Origin of the sequence: Xanthomonas sp. CFBP 8445 (assembly GCF_025666235.1) — a bacterium.
In the GTDB taxonomy this organism is placed as follows: domain Bacteria; phylum Pseudomonadota; class Gammaproteobacteria; order Xanthomonadales; family Xanthomonadaceae; genus Xanthomonas_A; species Xanthomonas_A indica.
The window spans coordinates 1,908,199-1,927,322 of the sequence record NZ_CP102594.1 but is presented as its reverse complement, the minus strand read 5'-3'; the positions used below and the strand labels follow the sequence as shown (position 1 = coordinate 1,927,322).

The following is a 19,124-nucleotide window of genomic DNA, read 5'->3' as shown; positions in this document are numbered from 1 at the left end:
TCGCGCCCCCGCAGGCCCGCGCGGCGACACAGCGCCTTCCGCGCTGCGCTCAGGGCGTCGGCGCGACGCCGTCCTTGGCCGCCATCAACCAGCGCAGCCGCGCGCGCAGGTCCGGGCGCACGATCGGCGCATCGGACAGGAACACGCGCACGCCGTGTGCCGGCACCTCGGCGCGCAACGCATCGGTCACCTCGGTGGCGCTGCCGTCGAAGCCGTCGTGCCAGGTGCTGGACTGCAGGTAGCGGCGCACCTCCAGCGTGCGTGGCGTGTCGCTCTTGTTCAGCAGCACCAGCGCGGTCTGGGTGCTGCCCGCGTGCTGGAACACCCGGTAGAACACCGCTTGGTCGCCGGACAACTGCAGGTTGAGCTGCAGGCCGCGCTGCAGCGCCGGGCTGCGCTGGCGCAGCGTGGCGATGCGCCGCAGCGGCGCGAAGATCGGACTGGACGGGGCGGCATCCACCCGCTCCTGGCCGAAGTAGTTGCGGTTGCCGGCATGCTCGGCGCGGCCGCGCATGAAGCCGGTCTCCGAGCCGTAGTAGATCACCGGGATGCCGCGCGCGGTGAACAGCCAGTTGTGCGCGTCGATGAAACCGGCGTCGCTGGCGTCCAGCCGCGCCATGTCGTGGTTGTCGTAGAAGGTCATCAGTTCGTACGGATTGGCGTACGGGCCGCGCTCCAGGTACAGCGCCGGCTGCAGCGTCTCGTAGCCGCGCCGGGCGTGGCCGAACGTTGCCGCCAGCGCCTGCTTGAGCGGGAAATCCAGCACGCTGACGCCGGCGTTGCCGGCCCAGGTGTGGCCGGCGATCTTGTGCGCGTTGTAGTCGAAGTCCTCGCCGAACATGAACATGCCCGGGCGCTGCGCGCGGATGCGGCGCACGAACTCGTGCCAGAAACTGTCCGGCATCCAGCCGATGGTGTCGATGCGGAACGCGTCGGCGCCCTGCCCCAGCCATTGCGAGTAGGCACCGACCAGATACTCCATCACCGCCGGGTTGCGCTCGTTGAAATCGGACAACTGCGCCAGGTTGCCGCCGGTGTTGTAGAACGCGTGCAGCGGGTTGTGCGCCGGATCGAGCCTGGACGGCGGCAGGTTCTGGTGATCGGCGATGAGCTTGCCGTTGCGGTCGAACACCTGACCGAACATCGGCTGGCGCTTGGGCATGGTCCAGGCCGGCGAGCCGTGGTTGCCGACGATGTCCAGCACCACCTTCAGCTGCTGCGCGTGCATCGCCTGAGTGAAGCCGGCGAAATCCAGGCCCGGGCTCGGCAGATGCTCGTCGAGCTTGTAGAAGTTGACGCCCCAGTAGCCGTGGTAGCCGGTCTTGCCGCGGTCGCTCAGCGAGCTGCCCCAGGTGATCGGCTTGCCGCCGGTGAAGGCCTCGTCCGGGTTGTCGACGATCGGGGTGATCCACACCGCGCCGAACCCCAGGTCGCGGATGTAGCCGGCGTTGTCGACCACGCCCTTGAAGTCGCCGCCGAGGTAGCCGATGTTGTCGCTCTCGCCGGGCGGCGCCGGGATCGGAATGTCGAAGGTGCGATGCGCGCCGCCCTGGTCGCGATGATCGTTGCCCGGGTCGCCGTTGACGAAGCGATCGGTGACCACGAAGTACACCGCCTCGCTGGCGAACGGTTCCAGCGTGCCGTAGAACTCCTCCTGCGCCGGCGCCTGGGCCTGGGCCTGCACCGACGCAGCGCAAGCACCCAGCAGGGCCAGCGCCAACAGCGACATCCGATCGATCATGCATTCGCTCCCGAATCCGACGGCACCCACAGCACGCACAGCGCCGCCACCAGCAGGCTGCCGCCGCCGATCGCCAGCGCGTACAGCGGCCGGCCGCCAAGCCAGTGCGTGAGCACGAAGCCCAGCACGCTGACCGCGACCAACTGCGGGATCACGATGAAGAAATTGAAGATGCCCATGTACACGCCCATCTTCGCCGCCGGCACGCTGTCCGATAGCAAGGCGTAGGGCAGCGACAGGATCGAGGCCCAGGCGAAGCCCACGCCGACCATGGACAACAGCAGCCACTGCGGATCGCGGATCCACAGGAACGACAGCAGGCCGGCCGCCCCCAGGCACAGGTTGAGCAGATGGCTCATGCGCAGCCCGCAGGCGCGCACCAGCAGCGGAATGGCGATCGCGGCCAGTGCGGCGAAGCCGTTGTAGGCGGCGAACAGCACGCCGACCCAATTTGCCCCGTCGTTGTACGCGGCCGAGGTCGCGTCGTGGGTGCCGTAGTGGGTCTGGGTGACCGCGGCGGTGGTGTAGATCCACATCGCGAACAGGGCGAACCAGGAGAAGAACTGCACCCAGGCCAGGCGCCGCATCGCCTGCGGCATGGTCTGCAGATCGCAGACGATGGACGCCAGCATGTGCCCACGGCGCAGGCGCGGCGCCATGCCCTGCAGCACGCCGTGGCCGAGACACAGCCCGGCCAGCACGTACAGCATGCGATCGCCGTCGCTGAAGGCGATGGCCGCCGCCCCGGCGATGCCCACCGCGCACCACAGCGCCGCGGCGACATCGGCACGGCGCGGCTGCGTCGCGGTGGCCGCCGCGGCGGCGTCGTCGAAGCCGTGCAGGTCCTCGGGCGGATACTCGCGGGTGCGCAGCACGGTCCAGCCGATGGACAGGAACAACACCGCGCCGCCGAGATAGAACGCGTAGCGCACCGTCGCCGGCACCTCGCCGGGGGCGGCGGTGTTGCTCACGCCCCAATGCGCCAGCAGCCACGGCAGCATGCTCGCCACCACCGCGCCGACGCCGATGAAGAAGCTCTGCATCGCATAGCCGCTGGCGCGCTGGCGCGTCGGCAGCTGGTCGCCGACGAACGCGCGGAACGGCTCCATCGAGATGTTGATCGAGGCGTCAAGCACCCACAGCGTCCCGGCCGCCACCCACAGCGCCGGCGAGTTCGGCATCACCAGCAAGGCGAGCGTGGTGAACAGCGCGCCGACCATGAAGTACGGCCGACGCCGGCCGAAGCGGTTCCAGGTGCGGTCGGACAGGTAGCCGACGATGGGCTGAACGATCAGGCCGGTCAGCGGTGCGGCGATCCACAGCCCCGGCACCTGATCCATGTCGGCGCCCAGGGTCTGGAAGATGCGGCTGGCGTTGGCGTTCTGCAGCGCGAAGCCGAACTGGATGCCCAGGAAGCCGAAGCACATGTTCCAGATCTGCCAGAACGACAGCGCCGGCTTGGCGCGGGCCACGTCCCTCATGGGCGACCTCCGGCCGCGCCGATCGGCGCGATCAACAGTGCGGCGACGTCGGCGGCATTGACCACGCCATCGGCGCCGCCCTGCCCTCCGGTGTAGCGCGCGAAGTGCTGCAGCGCGCTCATGTTCGCCGCCGGCACCAGCCGTGCGTGGCAGCGCTGCCCGGCCTGCAGCGTGAACACGGCGGCGGTGGAGGTCTGCTCGCCCACGCTGTGCGGCATCACCAGCGGCTGCGTCTGCGGTGGCGCCGCGCCGCACTGCACCTGCAGGCGCTTGACCGCCGCGGTGACACCGGTATTGATCGGGCCATGCGTATTGACGTAGCGCAGGCTCAACCGGTACGCGCCATCGCGCGGCGCCGTCCACGTCCAGGCGTCGGCACCGTCCACGCGCGCGACGTCGCCGACGCAGACGGTGGGACTGTGCAGCGACTCCCAGCGCGTCCCGCGCCGGGTCAGGCTCAGGCATTGCACGTGCGCGACCAGCGGCAGCAATGCGCCGTCGGCGCTGCCCGCGCGCGGCTGCCCATCGACATACAGCAGCGTGTCCGCGGCCGCCTGCACGCGCCAGCCCTGCGCCTCGCGCCGCACCTGCGGCGCCGGCGGGGCCAGCGGCGCGAAGGCATCGGCGGCCGTCAGCATGTGCAGGGGCGCGCTGTCGCTGTGGCACGACACCAGGTCGACGGTGGTCACGCCGTCCTGACGCCGGGTCTTGCCGGCAATCAGCAGATCGCCCTGCAACTGCGCCGGCCGCCGCAGCACGATGCGCCGGTCCTGCAACTGCAGCGCGATTTCCTGGCGCTCGCCGAACAGCAGCGACACCAGGCTGGTGGGCAGCTTGGGCAGCACGCGGCCGTCGTCTTCCACGCCGAACACCCCCTCGATCACCATCGCCAGGTAGCCGGCCACCGACCAGAGTTGCCGCGGCGAATTGACCACCGGCCCGCTGAGCGGACCGTCGTCGACATGCGCGGCCTGGCTCAGGAACTCGTAGTTCTCCATGTTCGAGCCGGCCAGCGCGGCACCGCGCAGCAGCGAGCGCACTTCCAGGTCGATGCGCGCACTGTCGTCGGTGTGCCGCGCCGCGCGCAGCGCATAGGCGCTGACGAACGGCCAGATCGCCCGGTTGTGGTAGATCGGCACCTCGCGCTGCTGCGGCCACACCACCGGGCTGCCCGCCTCCACCGCGGGATAGCGCGCCAGCGCCTGGCGTGCGCGCTCGGGCGGCAGCACGTCGGCCAGCACCGCCAGCGACAGGCCCAGCAGATCGTAGCGTTCGTAGCGCACCGGATGCTCGGCCGTGCCGATGTAGCTGACGTAGGTGCCGCGGTCCTCGCGCCAGAAGCGCTGCGCGATCGCCTGGCGCAGCGCATCGGCCCAACCGGCGTAACGCGTGGCCGCCTGCGTGTCGCCCTGCTCCCGGGCCAGGCGCTCGCCCAGGCGCAGCGCCTGGTAGTGCAGCACGTTGGTCGACAGCGCGAAGGAGCTGGCGATGAAGCCGACGTCCTCGCGGGTCCAGGCCGGATAGGTCTGCTCGCGCCAGTCCAGGAACGAGGTTTCGCCACGGTACAGCCCGATGCGCGGGTCGAATGCGAACGCGCGGTCCTGCGCCAGCGTGGCGGCAAGCGCGGCGCGGGCGTCGGCGGCGAAGCCCGGTTCGTCCAGCAGGTGCCGCGCGGCCAGGAACCACACCACGCGATCGCTGCTCACCGGCCAACTGCCGCCGGAGCCGGTGTCCTGCGCCACGAACAGCCCCGGCAGCGCATCGGCGCCACGCATCGGCGACAGCTTGAAGCGCAGCGAGCGCCGCGTGCGCTCCGGATCCAGCCGCGCCAGGGCCAGGTCCGCGGCATAGCTGACGTCGCGGGTCCACACGTAGGGCCAGCGCTCGCCGGTCTGGTAGCAATCGCACGACAACGGCTTGCCGTGATCGAACGCCGGGTCGCGGATCGCCTGCACCTGATCGTCGCGCAACTCCTGCTGCGCCAGCGCGAACAGCGCGTCGAACAGCGGACTGTCGGTCTCGCTGCGCAGTGGCTGTGCCGGCACCGTGCGCGTGCCCTGCGCCGCGTGCAGCACGAAGCCGCCGTCGGCCCTGGCCTCGGCCTGCGCGGTCTGGCCACGCCATTGCAATGACGTCTGTCCAGCAGACGCCGACGCCGCAGCACCCAAGGTGGCGGCCAAGCAGATCATCTTCAGCATCGAAGCGGCAGACCGGCTCGCACCGATCGACCTCCCTCCCTCTTTGCCTGCATGGTGGAAGCGCAGGCCGGCATGCCGGCGCTACGGTCGCCGCCTCCGCATCGCGGGGCGCTGCGGACATGGTAGACGGGCGGCACCGCAGCGCGTGCAGTTGCATACGTATTCATCGCGCAGGCCGCGGGCTGCAAGGGAACGCCTGGCTATAGTCGTGGTGGTGCCACGGTCGCCTTGGGAGGGGAGATGCCGCTGCCGCTTCACGTTTTGTCGCAACTGCGTCCGACGCTGCGCGTGGCTTCGCTGCTGGCGGGCGTACTGTTGTGCGCCGCACCACAGCTGCACGCCGCGCCGCAGACCGTGGCCAGCGTCGATTCGCCGGGCAAGGTCCTGCAGGTCTCGCTGCAACTGGACGACGGCCGCCCCAGCTACCGCGTGCTGCGCCTGGGCGAACCCGTGATCGGCGACTCGCGGCTCGGCTTCCAGTTGCGCGACGGCGGCCTGGACCGCGACCTGGCCGTGCTGGACCAGCGCAGCCGCAGCGTCGAAGAGACCTGGGAACAGCCCTGGGGCGAGCGTCGCTACGTGCGCAATCACTACAACGAGTTGCGCGTGGAGCTGGGCGAGCGCGGCGGCCGCCAGCGCCGCTTCGCGGTGGTGTTCCGCGTCTACGACGACGGGCTCGGCTTCCGCTACAGCTTCCCGCGACAGGCCGGCATGCAGGACGCGATCATCGACGAGGAACTGACCGAGTTCGACATCGTCCCAGAGGCCACCGCCTGGTGGATTCCCGCCGGCGCGCCCATCCACTACGAGTACCTGTACCGGCGCACGCCGCTGCGCGAGGTGCCGCTGGCGCACACGCCGTTCACCCTGCGCAGCCAGGATGGCCTGCACCTGGCCATCCACGAAGCCGCCCTGGTCGACTACGCCGGCATGTGGCTGCGCCGCGGCGAGGGCCAGCGCCTGCATGCGCAGCTGTCGCCGTCGGCCGAAGGCTGGAAGGTCCGCCGCACCCTGCCCTTCGACACGCCGTGGCGGACGCTGCAGATCAGCGACACCGCCGGCGGCCTGGTCGACTCCAACCTCATCCTCAACCTCAACGAACCCAACGCGCTGGGCGACGTGAACTGGGTGCACCCGGCCAAGTACCTGGGCGTGTGGTGGTCGATGCATCTGAACCAGGAAACCTGGGCGCGCGGCCCCAGGCATGCCGCCACCACCGCCAATACCCGCCGCTACATCGATTTCGCCGCGGCGCATGGCTTCCGCGGCGTCCTGGTGGAAGGCTGGAACCCCGGCTGGGACGGCAACTGGGTCGGCAACGGATACGACTTCGACTTCACCCGCCCCACCGCGGACTTCGACATCGAAGCCCTCAGCGCCTACGCGGCAAAGAAGGGCGTGCATCTGATCGGCCACCACGAGACCGGCTGCGCGGTGGAGCACTACGAGGACCAGCTCGGTGCGGCGCTGGACCTGTATGCGCGGCTGGGTGTGGACACGTTCAAGACCGGCTACGTCTGCGACGACGGCCAGGTGGACCGGCGCAATCCGGCCGGCGGCCCGCTGTGGCGCGAATGGCACGACGGCCAGTTCATGGCCCGGCATCATCTGAAGGTGGTCCAGGAGGCGGCCAAGCGCCACCTCTCGGTCAATGCCCACGAGCCGATCAAGGACACCGGCCTGCGCCGCACCTATCCGAACTGGCTTTCGCGTGAAGGCGCGCGCGGGATGGAATACAACGCCTGGGGCGAGCCGCCGAACCCGCCGGAGCACGAAGTCGATCTGGTGTTCACGCGGATGCTGGCCGGTCCGATGGACTACACGCCCGGCATCCTCAGCCTGAAGGGCCGCGGCGGACGCGCGATTCCGAGCACGCTGGCGCGGCAACTGGCGCTGTACGTGACTCTGTACAGCCCGATCCAGATGGCCGCCGACCTGCCCGAGCACTATCTGCAGCACCGCGACGCCTTCCGCTTCATCGAGGACGTGGCGGTGGACTGGGACGACAGCCGCGTGCTCGACGGCGAGATCGGCGATTACGTCACCATCGTGCGCAAGGATCGCCACAGCCGCGACTGGTTCCTGGGCAGCATCACCGACGAACACGGCCGCGTGCTGCCGATCGCGCTGGGCTTCCTTGAGCCGGGCGTGCGCTACCGTGCCGAGATCTACCGCGACGGCGACACCGCCGACTACCAGCGCAACCCGTTCGACTTCGTGCGCGAGCAGCGCGTCGTCACCAGCGCCGATCAACTGCAGGTGAAGCTGGCGCCCGGCGGCGGCCAGGCGATCCGTTTCGTCCCGCTGGATCCGGCGCCGGCCTCCTCCGCCGGGACGGCCACGTCGCGCTAGCGCATTCCCTTTGCACAAGCGGCCGCCGGCAACACACCGGCGGCGGCGCCCGATGCCTGGTCACCTTCTGCTGCACCCGGCACCGCACCATCGCACACGAACCGGCAGCGTCGGAGCGCGCGACATCGGCATTGGCGTCGGCCAGGCGTTATCGTCCCGCTCGGTCACACCGGGCCAGGCTTACGCCTGCATGCATCGCGGCATCGCCTGCCGCACGGCATTCGCGCGTGTGCGATGGCGACATCGGCTGCACAACGCATGCACGTTCCGGTCGGCACCGGCATAGCGCCCGGCGCACGACATTGCGATCCTGAAAGCGCTTCCAATGCGATGCACGCCAGTGAATACGTATGCAGCGGGCGTTCGCAACCAAGCCGCGTGTCTACCATACAGCGCAATCGCGACACCGCCCTGCGGCTGCGCGACACGCACATCCGGCCGCCTCGCCGGTTCAGACATTCGCAAGACAACATTGCCTGGGAGGGGAAAATGTTGAACCACAAGCGCAACGCGCTGACGCTGGCGCTGGCCGTCGCGATGACGCCGATGCTGGCGGCTGCACAGTCCGATACCACCGCCACCACGTCCGCCAATCCGGTCACCGAACTGGACAAGGTCCAGGTGACCGGCATTCGCCGCGGCATCGAGAACGCCATCGCGATCAAGCAGGACTCGACGTCCATCGTCGAGGCGATCTCGGCCGAGGACATCGGCAAGCTGCCGGACGTGAGCATTGCCGAATCGCTCGGCCGCCTGCCCGGCCTGGCCGCGCAGCGCGTCGCCGGCCGCGCCCAGGTGATCAGCGTGCGCGGCCTGTCGCCCGACTTCGCCACCACCCTGCTCAACGGCCGCGAAGTGGTCAGCACCGGCGACAACCGCAGCGTCGAGTTCGACCAGTACCCCTCGGAGCTGGTCAACGGCGTGACCGTGTACAAGACGCCCGATGCCGGCCTGGTCGGCCAGGGCCTGTCCGGCACCATCGACATGCAGACCGTGCGCCCGCTGAGCTTCCCGGACCGGGTGATCGCGATCAGCGGCCGCCTGCAGAAGAGCTCGCTCGGCAAGGCCGCCGATGTCGACGCCTTCGGCAACCGCTTCAGCGCCAGCTACATCGACCAGTTCCTGGACAACACCCTGGGCTTCTCGATCGGCTATGCCCACAGCGACATGCCGATCCAGGAGAACCAGGTCGGCCTGTATGAGCCGTGGAGCACGCAGAACACCGACAACGGCAGCCGTCCCGGCGTCGCCCCGGGCACCTACTTCTCCGATGGCATCAAGGCGCTGCGCCGCACCGGCAACAACAAGCGCGACGGCCTGATGGCGACCGTGCAGTTCCGTCCGTCCAGCAGCTGGACCAGCACCTTGGACGCGTTCCATACCGAAGCCGAGCAGATCGATACCGCCAACCAGTTCGAGGTCAATCTCAGCAACTTCAACGGCGGCTACACGCCCGGCCTGCTGATCACCAATCCGCAGGTCGACGCCAGCGGCAGCTTCACAGGTGGTACCGCCAGCGGCGTGTATCCGCTGGTGCGAGGCATGTACAACAAGCGCAAGGACAAGATCGACGCGTTCGGCTGGAACAACGAGTTCAACCTTGGCAGCGTGCGCCTGATGGCCGACCTGAACTACTCCAAGGCGACCCGCAAGGAACTGAACCTGGAGAACAACCTGCAGCTGGTGCCGATGCCGCAGCTGGACACGGTCGGTCTGGTGGTCAAGCCCAACGGCTTCTCGCAGATCACGCCCGGCCGCGACTACTCCAACCCGAACGACCTGTTCCTGACCAACACCATCTACGGCTCCGGCTACGGCAAGGTGCCGGAAGTCGAGGACCGCCTGAAGGGTGGTCGCCTGGCGGCGACCCTGCCGGCGCCGCAGGCGCTGACCTGGTTCTCGGACATCGACGTGGGCGTGAACTACGCCGACCGGCGCAAGCAGAAGACCCAGGCCGAGGGCAACATCCTGCTCGGCGCGCAGGGCGACACCAGCATCGCCAGCGACCTGCAGTACGACCCGGTCAACCTGGGCTTCGCCGGCATCGGCACGATCCCTGCCTGGAACGTGCCGGCGGCGGTCGCGCGCTACATGACCTTCAATCCGGTCACCAACCTGGACTACCTGATCCCGAAATCGTGGACCGTGCAGGAGAAGATCACCACGGCCTGGGTCCGCGCCAACATCAATACCGACATCGGCGAGGTCGGGGTGCGCGGCAACATCGGCGTGCAACTGCAGCATGCGGACCAGAGCTCGCAGTCCAGCTACTTCGACCAGTCCCGCCCGGCCGGCCAGAACGTGCTGCCGATCGACGCGGGCAAGACCTACAACGACTGGTTGCCGAGCCTCAACCTGGCCTTCCTGTTCCCGCACCAGCAGACCCTGCGCTTCGCCGCGGCCAAACAGGTGGCGCGGCCGCGCGTGGACCAGATGCGCGCCGGCCTGGACTTCGGCGTCGACACCTCCACCGGCAAGCCCGGCGGCAGCGGCGGCAATCCGCTGCTCGACCCGTGGCGCGCCAACGCGCTGGACCTGTCGTACGAAAAATACTTCGGCGAGAAGGCCTACGTGGCGGCCGCGGTGTTCTACAAGGACCTGAAGAGCTACATCTATACGCAGTCGCGCGACGACTACGACTTTTCCGCCCTGCTCGCCAGCTATGTGCGCCCGCCGGGCATGAGCGTACCGGTGCAGACCACCGGCACCTTCTCCTCGCCACAGAACGGCAAGGGCGGCACCCTGCGTGGCCTGGAGCTGACCGCCTCGCTGCCGCTGGACATGTTCACCGACAGCCTGCGCGGCTTCGGCGTGCAGGCCAGCGCGACCTTCAACGACAGCGACATCAAGATCCTCGATCCGGAAAGTGCCTCCAGCGTCGGCTCGGATCCGATCAGCCTGCCCGGCCTGTCCAAGCACGTGTACAACTTCACGGCTTACTACGAGCGCAATGGCTTCGAGGCCCGGGTCAGCCAGCGGCGGCGTTCGGACTTCATCGGCGAGATTGGCAACTTCAACGGCAACCGCACGCTGCGCTACGTGGTCGGCGAAAACGTCACCGATGCACAGGTCAGCTACACCTTCGCCGACGGCAGCACCCTGGCCGGGTTGAGCCTGCTGCTGCAGGCGAGCAACCTGACCAACTCGCCCTACCGCACGTACGCCGGCACCAAGGACCGCCCGCTGGAATACGTCGAATGGGGACGCACCTACATGCTGGGCGTGAACTACAAGTTCTGAGGCCCGCGTAGCGGCTGCAACCGACGCCCGCCGGCGCACCCGGCGGGCGTTTTTCGTTGGGCGGCCGCGTGTGGTGGTGTCGAGTACGGGGCGCCAGGGTGCCGGCGGCAAGCGATGAAATGGGGACCGCGCAGCGGCGGCAGGTCTGTTTTGCCGATCGGATCAAGAGGAGCGGCTTGGAGGCGCACTCCTGCCTTTCGCCTGCGAGAAGATCCATGCAAGGTGATCGTGCGGTAATTGATGGAGATCTCGCCTCATTGCGAGGTTCCCAACGGAAAGCCGCGAGAGTGCGGGTGACCCACGTCGCTGGAGAGGTTGTATTTCAGGAGCGCAGAGCCCAGCCGTCCTGCGTGCGAGAAAGCACCAGGCCTGGACATTCAATTCTGAATTCCGAACCGACCGGCCTGACCACACCGTAGACGATGCATATGGGCCGACTCGGTGCTGCGGCAGCTGATCGAGGTCAGCACCAACATCGTCAACGCCGGGTCTCAGCGGGCAGATCACGAGATCGAGAACGGATGGCGCCGCAGGAAAAAGCGGCGCTTCAGATCACAAAGGCCGTCGCACAGGCGTTGTGGCCTTGCCGCGATTTCCACCAACACAGCGATGACGGCGGATTTTGTGGCCGCGTAGCCGGCACCGGCACCGGCACCGGCAGCGCCGAGGGATACAGCGATCTATCGCGTGGACCAGCAGGATAAGTCTCTGAGCTGAGCTTGGTGCCAGGACGGCTTTGTTGTCCGGTGAAAATGCGCGAATTGATTAGCGGGCGCACGAACAGCGAAGATGGTCCGGCAACCGCAACATGCCGCTGCGCACTGGAACTCCGGATAGATCAGTGTCTTGTTCAATCAAGCGCCAAGGCTGCCTCGGCACGCACGAAGCCCTATCCGACGCGATGCACGCCGGATTGTCTCTTGCCAAATAACATCTTGCGGCGCCGCATCCGCTCAGCAGCGATGCGGCACTGCCGTCGAAGGCGATCACCTGGACCGCACTCAAGCGCCCTGCAGGCACACCATCGAATACCCAGGCAAACGCAGACGCTCGCTGACCACGCCAGGCTCCACGCCCGGCACTTCCAGCGCTTTCCATGCTCCTTCCGGCGCCGCCACGTCGACGGCCTCGGCGGACAGATTGAACGCCAGCAGCAAGTTTTGCTCGGCGTGGCGACGCTCGAACATCAGCACGGGCTCGGCCGTCTCGTGGAACACGATCTCGCCCTCGCGCAGCGCCGGATGGCGCTTGCGCCAGGCCAGGAACCGGCGGATCGCATGCAGGACCGACTGCGGGTCGGCCTCCTGCGCCGCCACCGATTGCACGCGGTGCGCCGGTGCAATCGGCAGCCAGGGCGTACCGCTGCTGAAGCCGGCCTGCTCGCCGGCGTCCCAAGGCAGCGGCGTCCGGCATCCATCACGGCCCTTGAAGTTCGGCCAGAACGCGATGCCATAGGGATCCTGCAAGGCCTCGAACGGTACCTCGGCCTCGCCCAGGCCCAGTTCTTCGCCCTGGTAGAGGCAGACCGAGCCTCGTAGCGAGCACAGCATCGCGATCAGCAGGCGCGCGAAGGCGGGTGTCTCGGCGCCCTGCCCCCAGCGCGTCACCGCGCGTTGCACGTCGTGATTGGAAATCGCCCAGCACGGCCAGCCTTCGGTCATCGCCGCTTCCAGGCGCGAGACCGTCTCGCGGATGTAGGCAGCGCTGAAATCGTCGGTCAGCAGTTCGAAGCTGTAGCCCATGTGCAGATGACCGGCGCGCGTGTATTCGGCCGTGGTCGCCAACGAATCTTCCGACGAGATCTCGCCGAGGCTCACCGTCCCCGGATAGCGGTCGAGCAAGCTGCGCAGCTTCTGCAGGAACGGAAGATTCTCCGCCTGCGTGTTGTTGTAGTAGTGGTACTGGAACGCATACGGATTGTCCGGGCTGAAGCCGCGACCGACGCGCTTTTCCGGTGGCTTGGGCGGGTTGTCGCGCAACTGCGGATCGTGGAAGCAGAAATTGATCGCATCCAGCCGGAAGCCGTCCACGCCGCGCGCCAGCCAGAACTCCACGTTGTCCAGCGTCGCCTGCTGCACCTGCGGATTGTGGAAGTTCAGATCCGGCTGCGAGGCCAGGAAGTTATGCAGGTAGTACTGCCCGCGGCGCGGCTCCCACTGCCACGCCACACCGCCGAAGATCGACAGCCAGTTGTTGGGCGGCGTGCCATCCTCGCGTGCATCGGCCCACACGTACCAATCGGCCTTCGGATTGTCCCGGCTCTGCCGGCTCTCCTTGAACCAGTCGTGCTCCACCGAGGTATGGCTGAGCACCTGGTCGATCATCACCTTCAGGCCCAGCGCATGCGCCTTGGCCAGCAGCGCATCGAAGTCGGCCATGGTGCCGAACAGCGGATCGACCTCGCGGTAATCGGCGATGTCGTAGCCGAAATCGGCCATCGGCGACTTGAAGAACGGCGAGATCCAGATCGCATCGACGCCCAATGCCGCGATGTAGTCCAGCTTGCGCACGATGCCCGGCAGGTCGCCGATACCGTCGCCGTTGGCGTCGAGGAAACTACGCGGATAGATCTGATAGATGACGGCACCGCGCCACCATGGAGCCTGAGACATGCAACGCCCCCCTTCGGGCAGAGATCACGCGTGCGACAGGCACGCGAAACGCTGCGTTAGAGTAGCGTTGATGCAGGAATGTGAGTCATGCCTGCATACGTATTCAGCACAAGGAGAGCACTAGAAAAATGACGCTAAAACCTTGCACCGACCCTCATACTAAAATCCAACCAAGAAATCCAACAGCGCTTGAAATTATAAAACCACCCATCACTCATCAGAAAATTTTATATGCATTCAGCACACTCACTGGAATAGAGCCTGAGCAAATCGACTCCAATTATTGAAAATTCAGTACCGAAATTATGCGCCACCCGGGAGCATCAGTCGTAACCCTTGACTACTTACGACAGCCGATCCTCGGCCTGTAAAACGTTCAGCAGGCGCTTCTACCGCCACACATGGCCACTCTGCGGTGCAAGATAAAATTCAATACTTCTTAAAGAAAGGTTTCGTGCACTCAGTGAATTTAACAAAACATTTAGATCCAACTCTCTTACTACACGCCTCGGATGCCAGCTCACCAGCTTCCTTTTCATCTTTCGCCGCAATGATACTACTTCCGACGCCCTCAGCTGGATTCGCTATAGCGACACACTGGTTAAAATATGTCATTTTGACAGAGCAATCACTCACTCCCACCGCATGACATTTATCCAAAGCGTCTTGGACAGCATCATCTTTACTAAACTTCCCAACAGAACTCCATCCTTCCTGACCTGCGTCAGACATCACTATCGCACCCCAGGTTTTAATCCATTCACCGGTGGGACGAGCTGGAGCAGAATCCTCATCAGGAAGACATTGGGCACTACCTGCTTGAACCCCACCTGGACATCGAGTCTGGGCAAAGCAGCTCCCAGATAACGCCAGGAGAAATAAGAAAACAGCAGAAAAGAGCCTCATAAAAGTCCTCACACTCTATTATCGTAAGCACCGCGACTACCAGGCTGTGCCACCTGAGTTGCAGGTTCAGCGCCTCTATTCATTGTATTCACTGTAGAAGTTGTCGCGTTAGTACTTACGTTACTATTGGTTGCAGGCGCCTGGGGCGTATAAGGCCGCCCGGAAGCCGGATCCCTACCAACCTGTCCCAAGCCCGAATACGGCGAGAACTGACCCAGCGTACCCTGGAAGAATGCAGCCGCCATCGGCGGTGCCGTAATGATCAGCGTGCTCAACACCAAGCCGATTCCTCCTTGTTGCAACGCCATACTGCTGACGCCTTCGCCCGTCCCGTTCGACGCAGCCCAGGTGGCGAGGAAGCCAGCACCTACTGCCGCAATCACCTTCGTTGCGAGACCAACGGTGAAGCTCAGGACCGCCAGCGAGAAGACCGTCCCGATCCCGTACATCAGCCACTTCTGGAACAGGGACTTGGTGACATCAAATAGCAGGCACAGGATGAACAAGGGCCCAAAGCCGATGAACAGCGCCATGGCCAGCTTGTTCAGCAGCAACAGCGATCCACCCACAACGCCAGGCCCGGCCATGCCTAGACCCGTGAAGAGGCGCGCGCGATCCTTCTCCTTTTCACGCTCGGCGTCGCCAGCGGTATTGATCTGGTCGATGCTGGTCATGGCCACCTGCATCAGCGCGAGATTCTTATCGATCGCGGCATAGGGACTCTCGGAGCTGCCAGTCACGGTCTTCACGATCGCACTGCTGAGCCCGTCGGTCAGCCTCCAGTAGAGCCCGTCCATCGCCGCATCACCTGCTGTCGCGCCCGGCCTGGCAGCGGACACCATGCTCATCGCCACGCCGATGATCAACGCGGCGCGTAGCGAGGTCACCACCAGTTCCATGGCTGATTCGCGCGACTGCCCGGTTGCGACTCGATAGCCCTTCAACAGGATCCACAGCGTCAACGCGCTCATCGCCGTCACGGTGACCCACCATGACATGCGGATCAGCAGCGACCATTGGAAATAGTCGATCTCATCGCGCAGAAAGTTGTTGATGAGCGTAAAAAACGCGTAGTTGCTGAAACTATCGAGAAATCCCATGACCGCTCCGTAACGCCGACGCTCATCGCTGAGCTGCTTTTTGCTGATCGATTCCGTTCTATGAATCGGGCAGCGTGGTTAATCTTCGATACTCAATTGCTTGAGGCCATCGGGCCGCTTTGTCTTGGCGAGTTGCAAGGCTCCGCCCATCACTGCGCCACCGACCAACTTGCTCGCGAAATCGCCCAACCCCGAGAACCCTTCGAACAAACCGCCGCCGCCCGTCGTCGTGGCCGAAGGCGCCTTCTTGCCGTTCATCGCAGCCCAGGCGCCGGCGGATTGCACCTGCGTCAGATACGACAGGCGCTTTTCGTAGGCGAACATCGCCGCCTCGGTCTGCTGGCGATCGATGTCCATCAGCGCGCGTAGCGCGATCAGCTTGTTGGTGTTGTCTTCCAGCAAGCCGATCTGGTTCGAGGCGATTTTTGAGCGCTGGTCTTCCAAATCGCGCAGGCGCTGCAATCGCTTCTCGGTGATGTCGTACATCGCCACCATGTAGTTGAACTGCGAATTGCGCGTGCGCTGGATCAATTCACAGGTCTGCTGCTGCTCCTGCGAGACGGGCGTCCCCGAAGTCTTGGCCGCGCAATCAGAGACGCCGTAATTGTCGTCGACCTTGACCAGCTTCTCCTTGGGCTTTTCAACCTCTTCGCCACTGGACCTTTGCTTCTCCGCCTTACCGATCTCGTTGTCACCGCGGATCTTGTTGAGCTTCTCGTCCAAGGTCTTCGTATTTCTTTCATTCTCTCTGATCTGATCTTTATCGATCACCTTCCACTGAGCAAACGCAGTGGCGGGCAGCAGCATGCAAAGAACAACTGCAGCGACAGCGTTGCGAACGCGATTGGAGGATTTCATCGTCTTGTCCATAAACACCTCAACACAGATCTTGTAGAAACATCGCCATGCGTGACTTGGGCGAGGCAGTCAGCTGACCGCCGCCGCCCCCCGATTATCCGAAGACACCGACCTCGCCGGGCCCGATTTTCCGGAACCCTTGCGCCGTGCATAGAACTCGCTCAACCACTGTTCGGGCGTCAGATCGTCCGGCGCGACGCCATGCTCCTTGGCCTTGCGCTCCAGCACCTCGTGCATGATCTCGATGTTGTCGGTCGACGCGGAGATCACCGACAGCGCATCGTCCATGCCGCGCAGATTGAGCTGGCACACCGACGACCCGTGGCCTTGCTTGACCAGGAAGCAGCGCGAGCGCTCGTCCAGGCTGACCACGACTTGGTACTCGGCCTCGGTGAGCTTGAGGCCGTCCATGTAGTCTTCCTTGCTGGCGTTGGGATTGGGCAGCAGGATCATGGTCGCGGTCTGTTCGACCAGCGCCGCGGAGATGTCGCTGGCGAGCGCATCTTCCGGGCTCTGGGTGGCGAAGATGCCCAGGCCGTTCTGCTTTCGGATGGTCTTCTGCTTGTTCTTGGCGAACTCCTTCAGGCCACCCTTGCCGTCGAGGATCTTCCAGAACTCGTCCATCACGTAGATCAGCGGCCGGCCGTCGATCAGGGCCTCCAGCCGGTGCAGCAGGTAGTTGATGACCGGAACGCGCACTTCCGGGTTGTCGATGACGTCGGTGTAGTCGAAGCCGATGATGCTGGCCTTTTCCAGGTCGATCGTATCGACCGGATTGTCGAACACCCAGCCATGCGAGTTGCCGGCGGTCCACTTGCGCATGCGCGCATACAGGCCGTCGTCGCCCATGTTGGGCAGGCTCTTGCGGAAATTGGTCATGCTGCGCAGATGCATCGGCGTATCCAGCATGCCTTCCACGCCGCGGAAGATGTCCTCCTCCTCGCGCGAGGTGTACTCGACTTTGCCGGCCAGCACCTTGATGAGGTCGGCCAGGAACTGCACGTTCGCTTCGGTGCGCTCGCACTGGAACGGGTTGAAGCCGGTGGGCTTGCCGTTCTCCAGCGCCAGGTAGTTGCCGCCACAGGCACGCACGAAGATCTCGGCGCCTCGGTCCTTGTCGAAGAAGAAGATGGTCGGGATCGGATCGAACTTCTGCACCTGGCTGAGCAGGAAATTGATCAGCGCGGTCTTACCGGTACCCGACTTGCCGATCACCATGGTGTTGGCGATCGCCTTTTCGCCCAGCGAGTTCTCCGCCGGATGCGTAGCGTGGAAATTGAAGTAGTACGGCTGGCCGTTGGTGGTCTGCAAGGTGGTGACGCACTCGCCCCACGGATTGTTCTCGCGCTTGCCCTGGGCGAAGTTGTGCAGCGGCGACAGGCCAAGGAAGTTCAGCGAGCTGACACTGGCGATCCGCGTGCGGTAGCGCCAGTTGCCTGGCAACTGGGCATAGAAGGAGGACGCGACCGCCAGATCCTCCTTGGTCGAGACGAAACCGGCATTGGACAGCTCCGCCCGCGTGGTGGCCACCTGCTGCGCGAGCTTTTCCTGGGTATCGGCGTAGACGGCGATGGTGAAGTGGTACTCGCCCAGCACGAAATTGCCCGACGACAGCTGGTCCATCGCCAGGTCCAGCTCGTGGATCTGGCTCACCGCCTTGTCGCCGGAGGACACCATCATGCCCTTGGTGCGGTCGAGCACCTTCAGCGCATCGTGCCGGCCCATCGGGCTGAAGGAGTGCGTCACCACGTACTCGAAGTCGAGATACTTCAAGCCATTGAGAATGCCGGGATAGGTTCCGTCGGTGTATTCCTTGATGTTCAGAATGGCACCGAAGTGATTGATGCCCTCGGGCGTCTTGATCACGAAGTCGCCGGTCTTGTTGGCGAACATGTGCTTGCTGACCGGCAGATAGGCGGGCACCGGCGCCTGCAGCACAGGCACGGGCTCGTCGATGCGGTTGATCAGATAGCCGAAGAACTCCAGCGCCTCGGAGAACACCACGCCATTGCTGGCTTCGTACATGCTCAACCGGTAGGGCGAATAGTCCTTCAGCACGGCTTCGACGTTGCCGGCGAGCTCGAGCACCTTGGCGATCGCCTGATCCTGCTCGGACTGCAGCTGCGGAATGCTAGACGACTTGTCCATGAGACGCTTACCCGTCACCACGGGGCGATAGATCATGGTCATGTACAGCTCGTTCTGCATGATCTTCTGCGAGGACAAGGTGCCGTAGTACTGGTCCGACAGATCCTGGTTGAACGCCTGCTTGAACTTGCCGGAGGTCTTGATGCGGCGGCGGCGGCGCACGTCGTGCACCCAGAACGCCACGTTGGCGAAATCGGGGGCGCGCAGCGTCTGCAGCATGCGATTGAAGGTGTTGTGCCGGTGTTCGATCTCCCACTCTTCGCGGCCCACGAACGGAAGCCCGCCCAAGTGCCAGACCAGCATGAAATCTCCTCCCGTCGTCTTCAGCACGGACGGCGCCACGTGCGTGGAGATGGAGATGAACTCGCTGATCGAAGTATCCGGGATGAACATAAGGGAATAACTCAGAATCCGTTTCGTCTTGCCAAGGCCCGGCGCGCATGCACCGGGAACCGCCGACGCGCTCGTAGCTGCAACGCGCCGACACG

General features: G+C 65.1%; 9 protein-coding genes. 2 read left to right on the top strand and 7 right to left on the bottom strand.

Annotated elements, in window-relative coordinates:
* Positions 1–49 precede the first annotated feature (49 nt).
* Genes NUG21_RS08110 through NUG21_RS08100 form a run of 3 tightly spaced genes read right to left on the bottom strand, consistent with a single transcriptional unit; the run spans position 50 to position 5,420 of the window.
* Positions 50–1,741: an alpha-amylase family glycosyl hydrolase gene (locus NUG21_RS08110; RefSeq protein ID WP_263392761.1), complete on the bottom strand. Its 1,692-nt coding sequence runs from the start codon at positions 1,739–1,741 to the stop codon at positions 50–52.
* On the bottom strand, positions 1,738–3,222 hold the full coding sequence (locus NUG21_RS08105) for an MFS transporter (protein WP_263392760.1): 1,485 nt from the start codon (positions 3,220–3,222) through the stop codon (positions 1,738–1,740). Before NUG21_RS08105 ends, NUG21_RS08110 begins: the two co-directional genes overlap by 4 nt.
* Positions 3,219–5,420, bottom strand: a complete 2,202-nt coding sequence (locus NUG21_RS08100; protein ID WP_263392759.1) for an alpha-L-rhamnosidase-related protein — start codon at positions 5,418–5,420, stop codon at positions 3,219–3,221. The genes NUG21_RS08105 and NUG21_RS08100 overlap by 4 nt, the downstream gene beginning before the upstream one ends.
* Positions 5,421–5,660: 240 nt before the next feature.
* Between NUG21_RS08100 and NUG21_RS08095 the strand changes: the two genes are divergently transcribed.
* Both NUG21_RS08095 and NUG21_RS08090 read left to right on the top strand, forming a co-directional pair.
* Positions 5,661–7,772, top strand: coding sequence for a glycoside hydrolase family 97 protein (locus NUG21_RS08095; RefSeq protein ID WP_263392758.1), 2,112 nt, complete (start codon positions 5,661–5,663; stop codon positions 7,770–7,772).
* A 489-nt stretch (positions 7,773–8,261) separates the two neighbouring features.
* Positions 8,262–11,012: a TonB-dependent receptor gene (locus NUG21_RS08090; protein WP_263392757.1), complete on the top strand. Its 2,751-nt coding sequence runs from the start codon at positions 8,262–8,264 to the stop codon at positions 11,010–11,012.
* A gap of 1,001 nt (positions 11,013–12,013) precedes the next feature.
* Here the strand turns inward: NUG21_RS08090 and NUG21_RS08085 are convergent.
* From NUG21_RS08085 to NUG21_RS08070, 4 genes are all read right to left on the bottom strand, one after another.
* Positions 12,014–13,624 carry an alpha-amylase family glycosyl hydrolase gene (locus NUG21_RS08085; protein WP_019797770.1) on the bottom strand — a complete coding sequence of 537 codons (1,611 nt, stop codon included), beginning with the start codon at positions 13,622–13,624 and terminating at the stop codon, positions 12,014–12,016.
* Between the two features lie 914 nt (positions 13,625–14,538).
* A complete protein-coding gene (locus NUG21_RS08080; protein ID WP_019797769.1) occupies positions 14,539–15,630 on the bottom strand; it encodes a TrbL/VirB6 family protein in 1,092 nt (363 codons plus the stop codon).
* A gap of 78 nt (positions 15,631–15,708) precedes the next feature.
* On the bottom strand, positions 15,709–16,437 hold the full coding sequence (locus NUG21_RS08075; protein WP_019797768.1) for a hypothetical protein: 729 nt from the start codon (positions 16,435–16,437) through the stop codon (positions 15,709–15,711).
* Between the two features lie 120 nt (positions 16,438–16,557).
* Positions 16,558–19,029: a VirB4 family type IV secretion/conjugal transfer ATPase gene (locus NUG21_RS08070; protein WP_160945927.1), complete on the bottom strand. Its 2,472-nt coding sequence runs from the start codon at positions 19,027–19,029 to the stop codon at positions 16,558–16,560.
* Between the last annotated feature and the right edge of the window lie 95 nt (positions 19,030–19,124).

Coding starts and splice junctions, on each gene's coding strand:
- NUG21_RS08110 (WP_263392761.1), bottom strand. CDS start 1,741: ATGATCGATCGGATGTCGCTGTTGGCGCTGGCCCTGCTGGGTGCTTGC.
- NUG21_RS08105 (WP_263392760.1), bottom strand. CDS start 3,222: ATGAGGGACGTGGCCCGCGCCAAGCCGGCGCTGTCGTTCTGGCAGATC.
- NUG21_RS08100 (WP_263392759.1), bottom strand. CDS start 5,420: ATGCTGAAGATGATCTGCTTGGCCGCCACCTTGGGTGCTGCGGCGTCG.
- NUG21_RS08095 (WP_263392758.1), top strand. CDS start 5,661: ATGCCGCTGCCGCTTCACGTTTTGTCGCAACTGCGTCCGACGCTGCGC.
- NUG21_RS08090 (WP_263392757.1), top strand. CDS start 8,262: ATGTTGAACCACAAGCGCAACGCGCTGACGCTGGCGCTGGCCGTCGCG.
- NUG21_RS08085 (WP_019797770.1), bottom strand. CDS start 13,624: ATGTCTCAGGCTCCATGGTGGCGCGGTGCCGTCATCTATCAGATCTAT.
- NUG21_RS08080 (WP_019797769.1), bottom strand. CDS start 15,630: ATGGGATTTCTCGATAGTTTCAGCAACTACGCGTTTTTTACGCTCATC.
- NUG21_RS08075 (WP_019797768.1), bottom strand. CDS start 16,437: ATGCTGCTGCCCGCCACTGCGTTTGCTCAGTGGAAGGTGATCGATAAA.
- NUG21_RS08070 (WP_160945927.1), bottom strand. CDS start 19,029: ATGTTCATCCCGGATACTTCGATCAGCGAGTTCATCTCCATCTCCACG.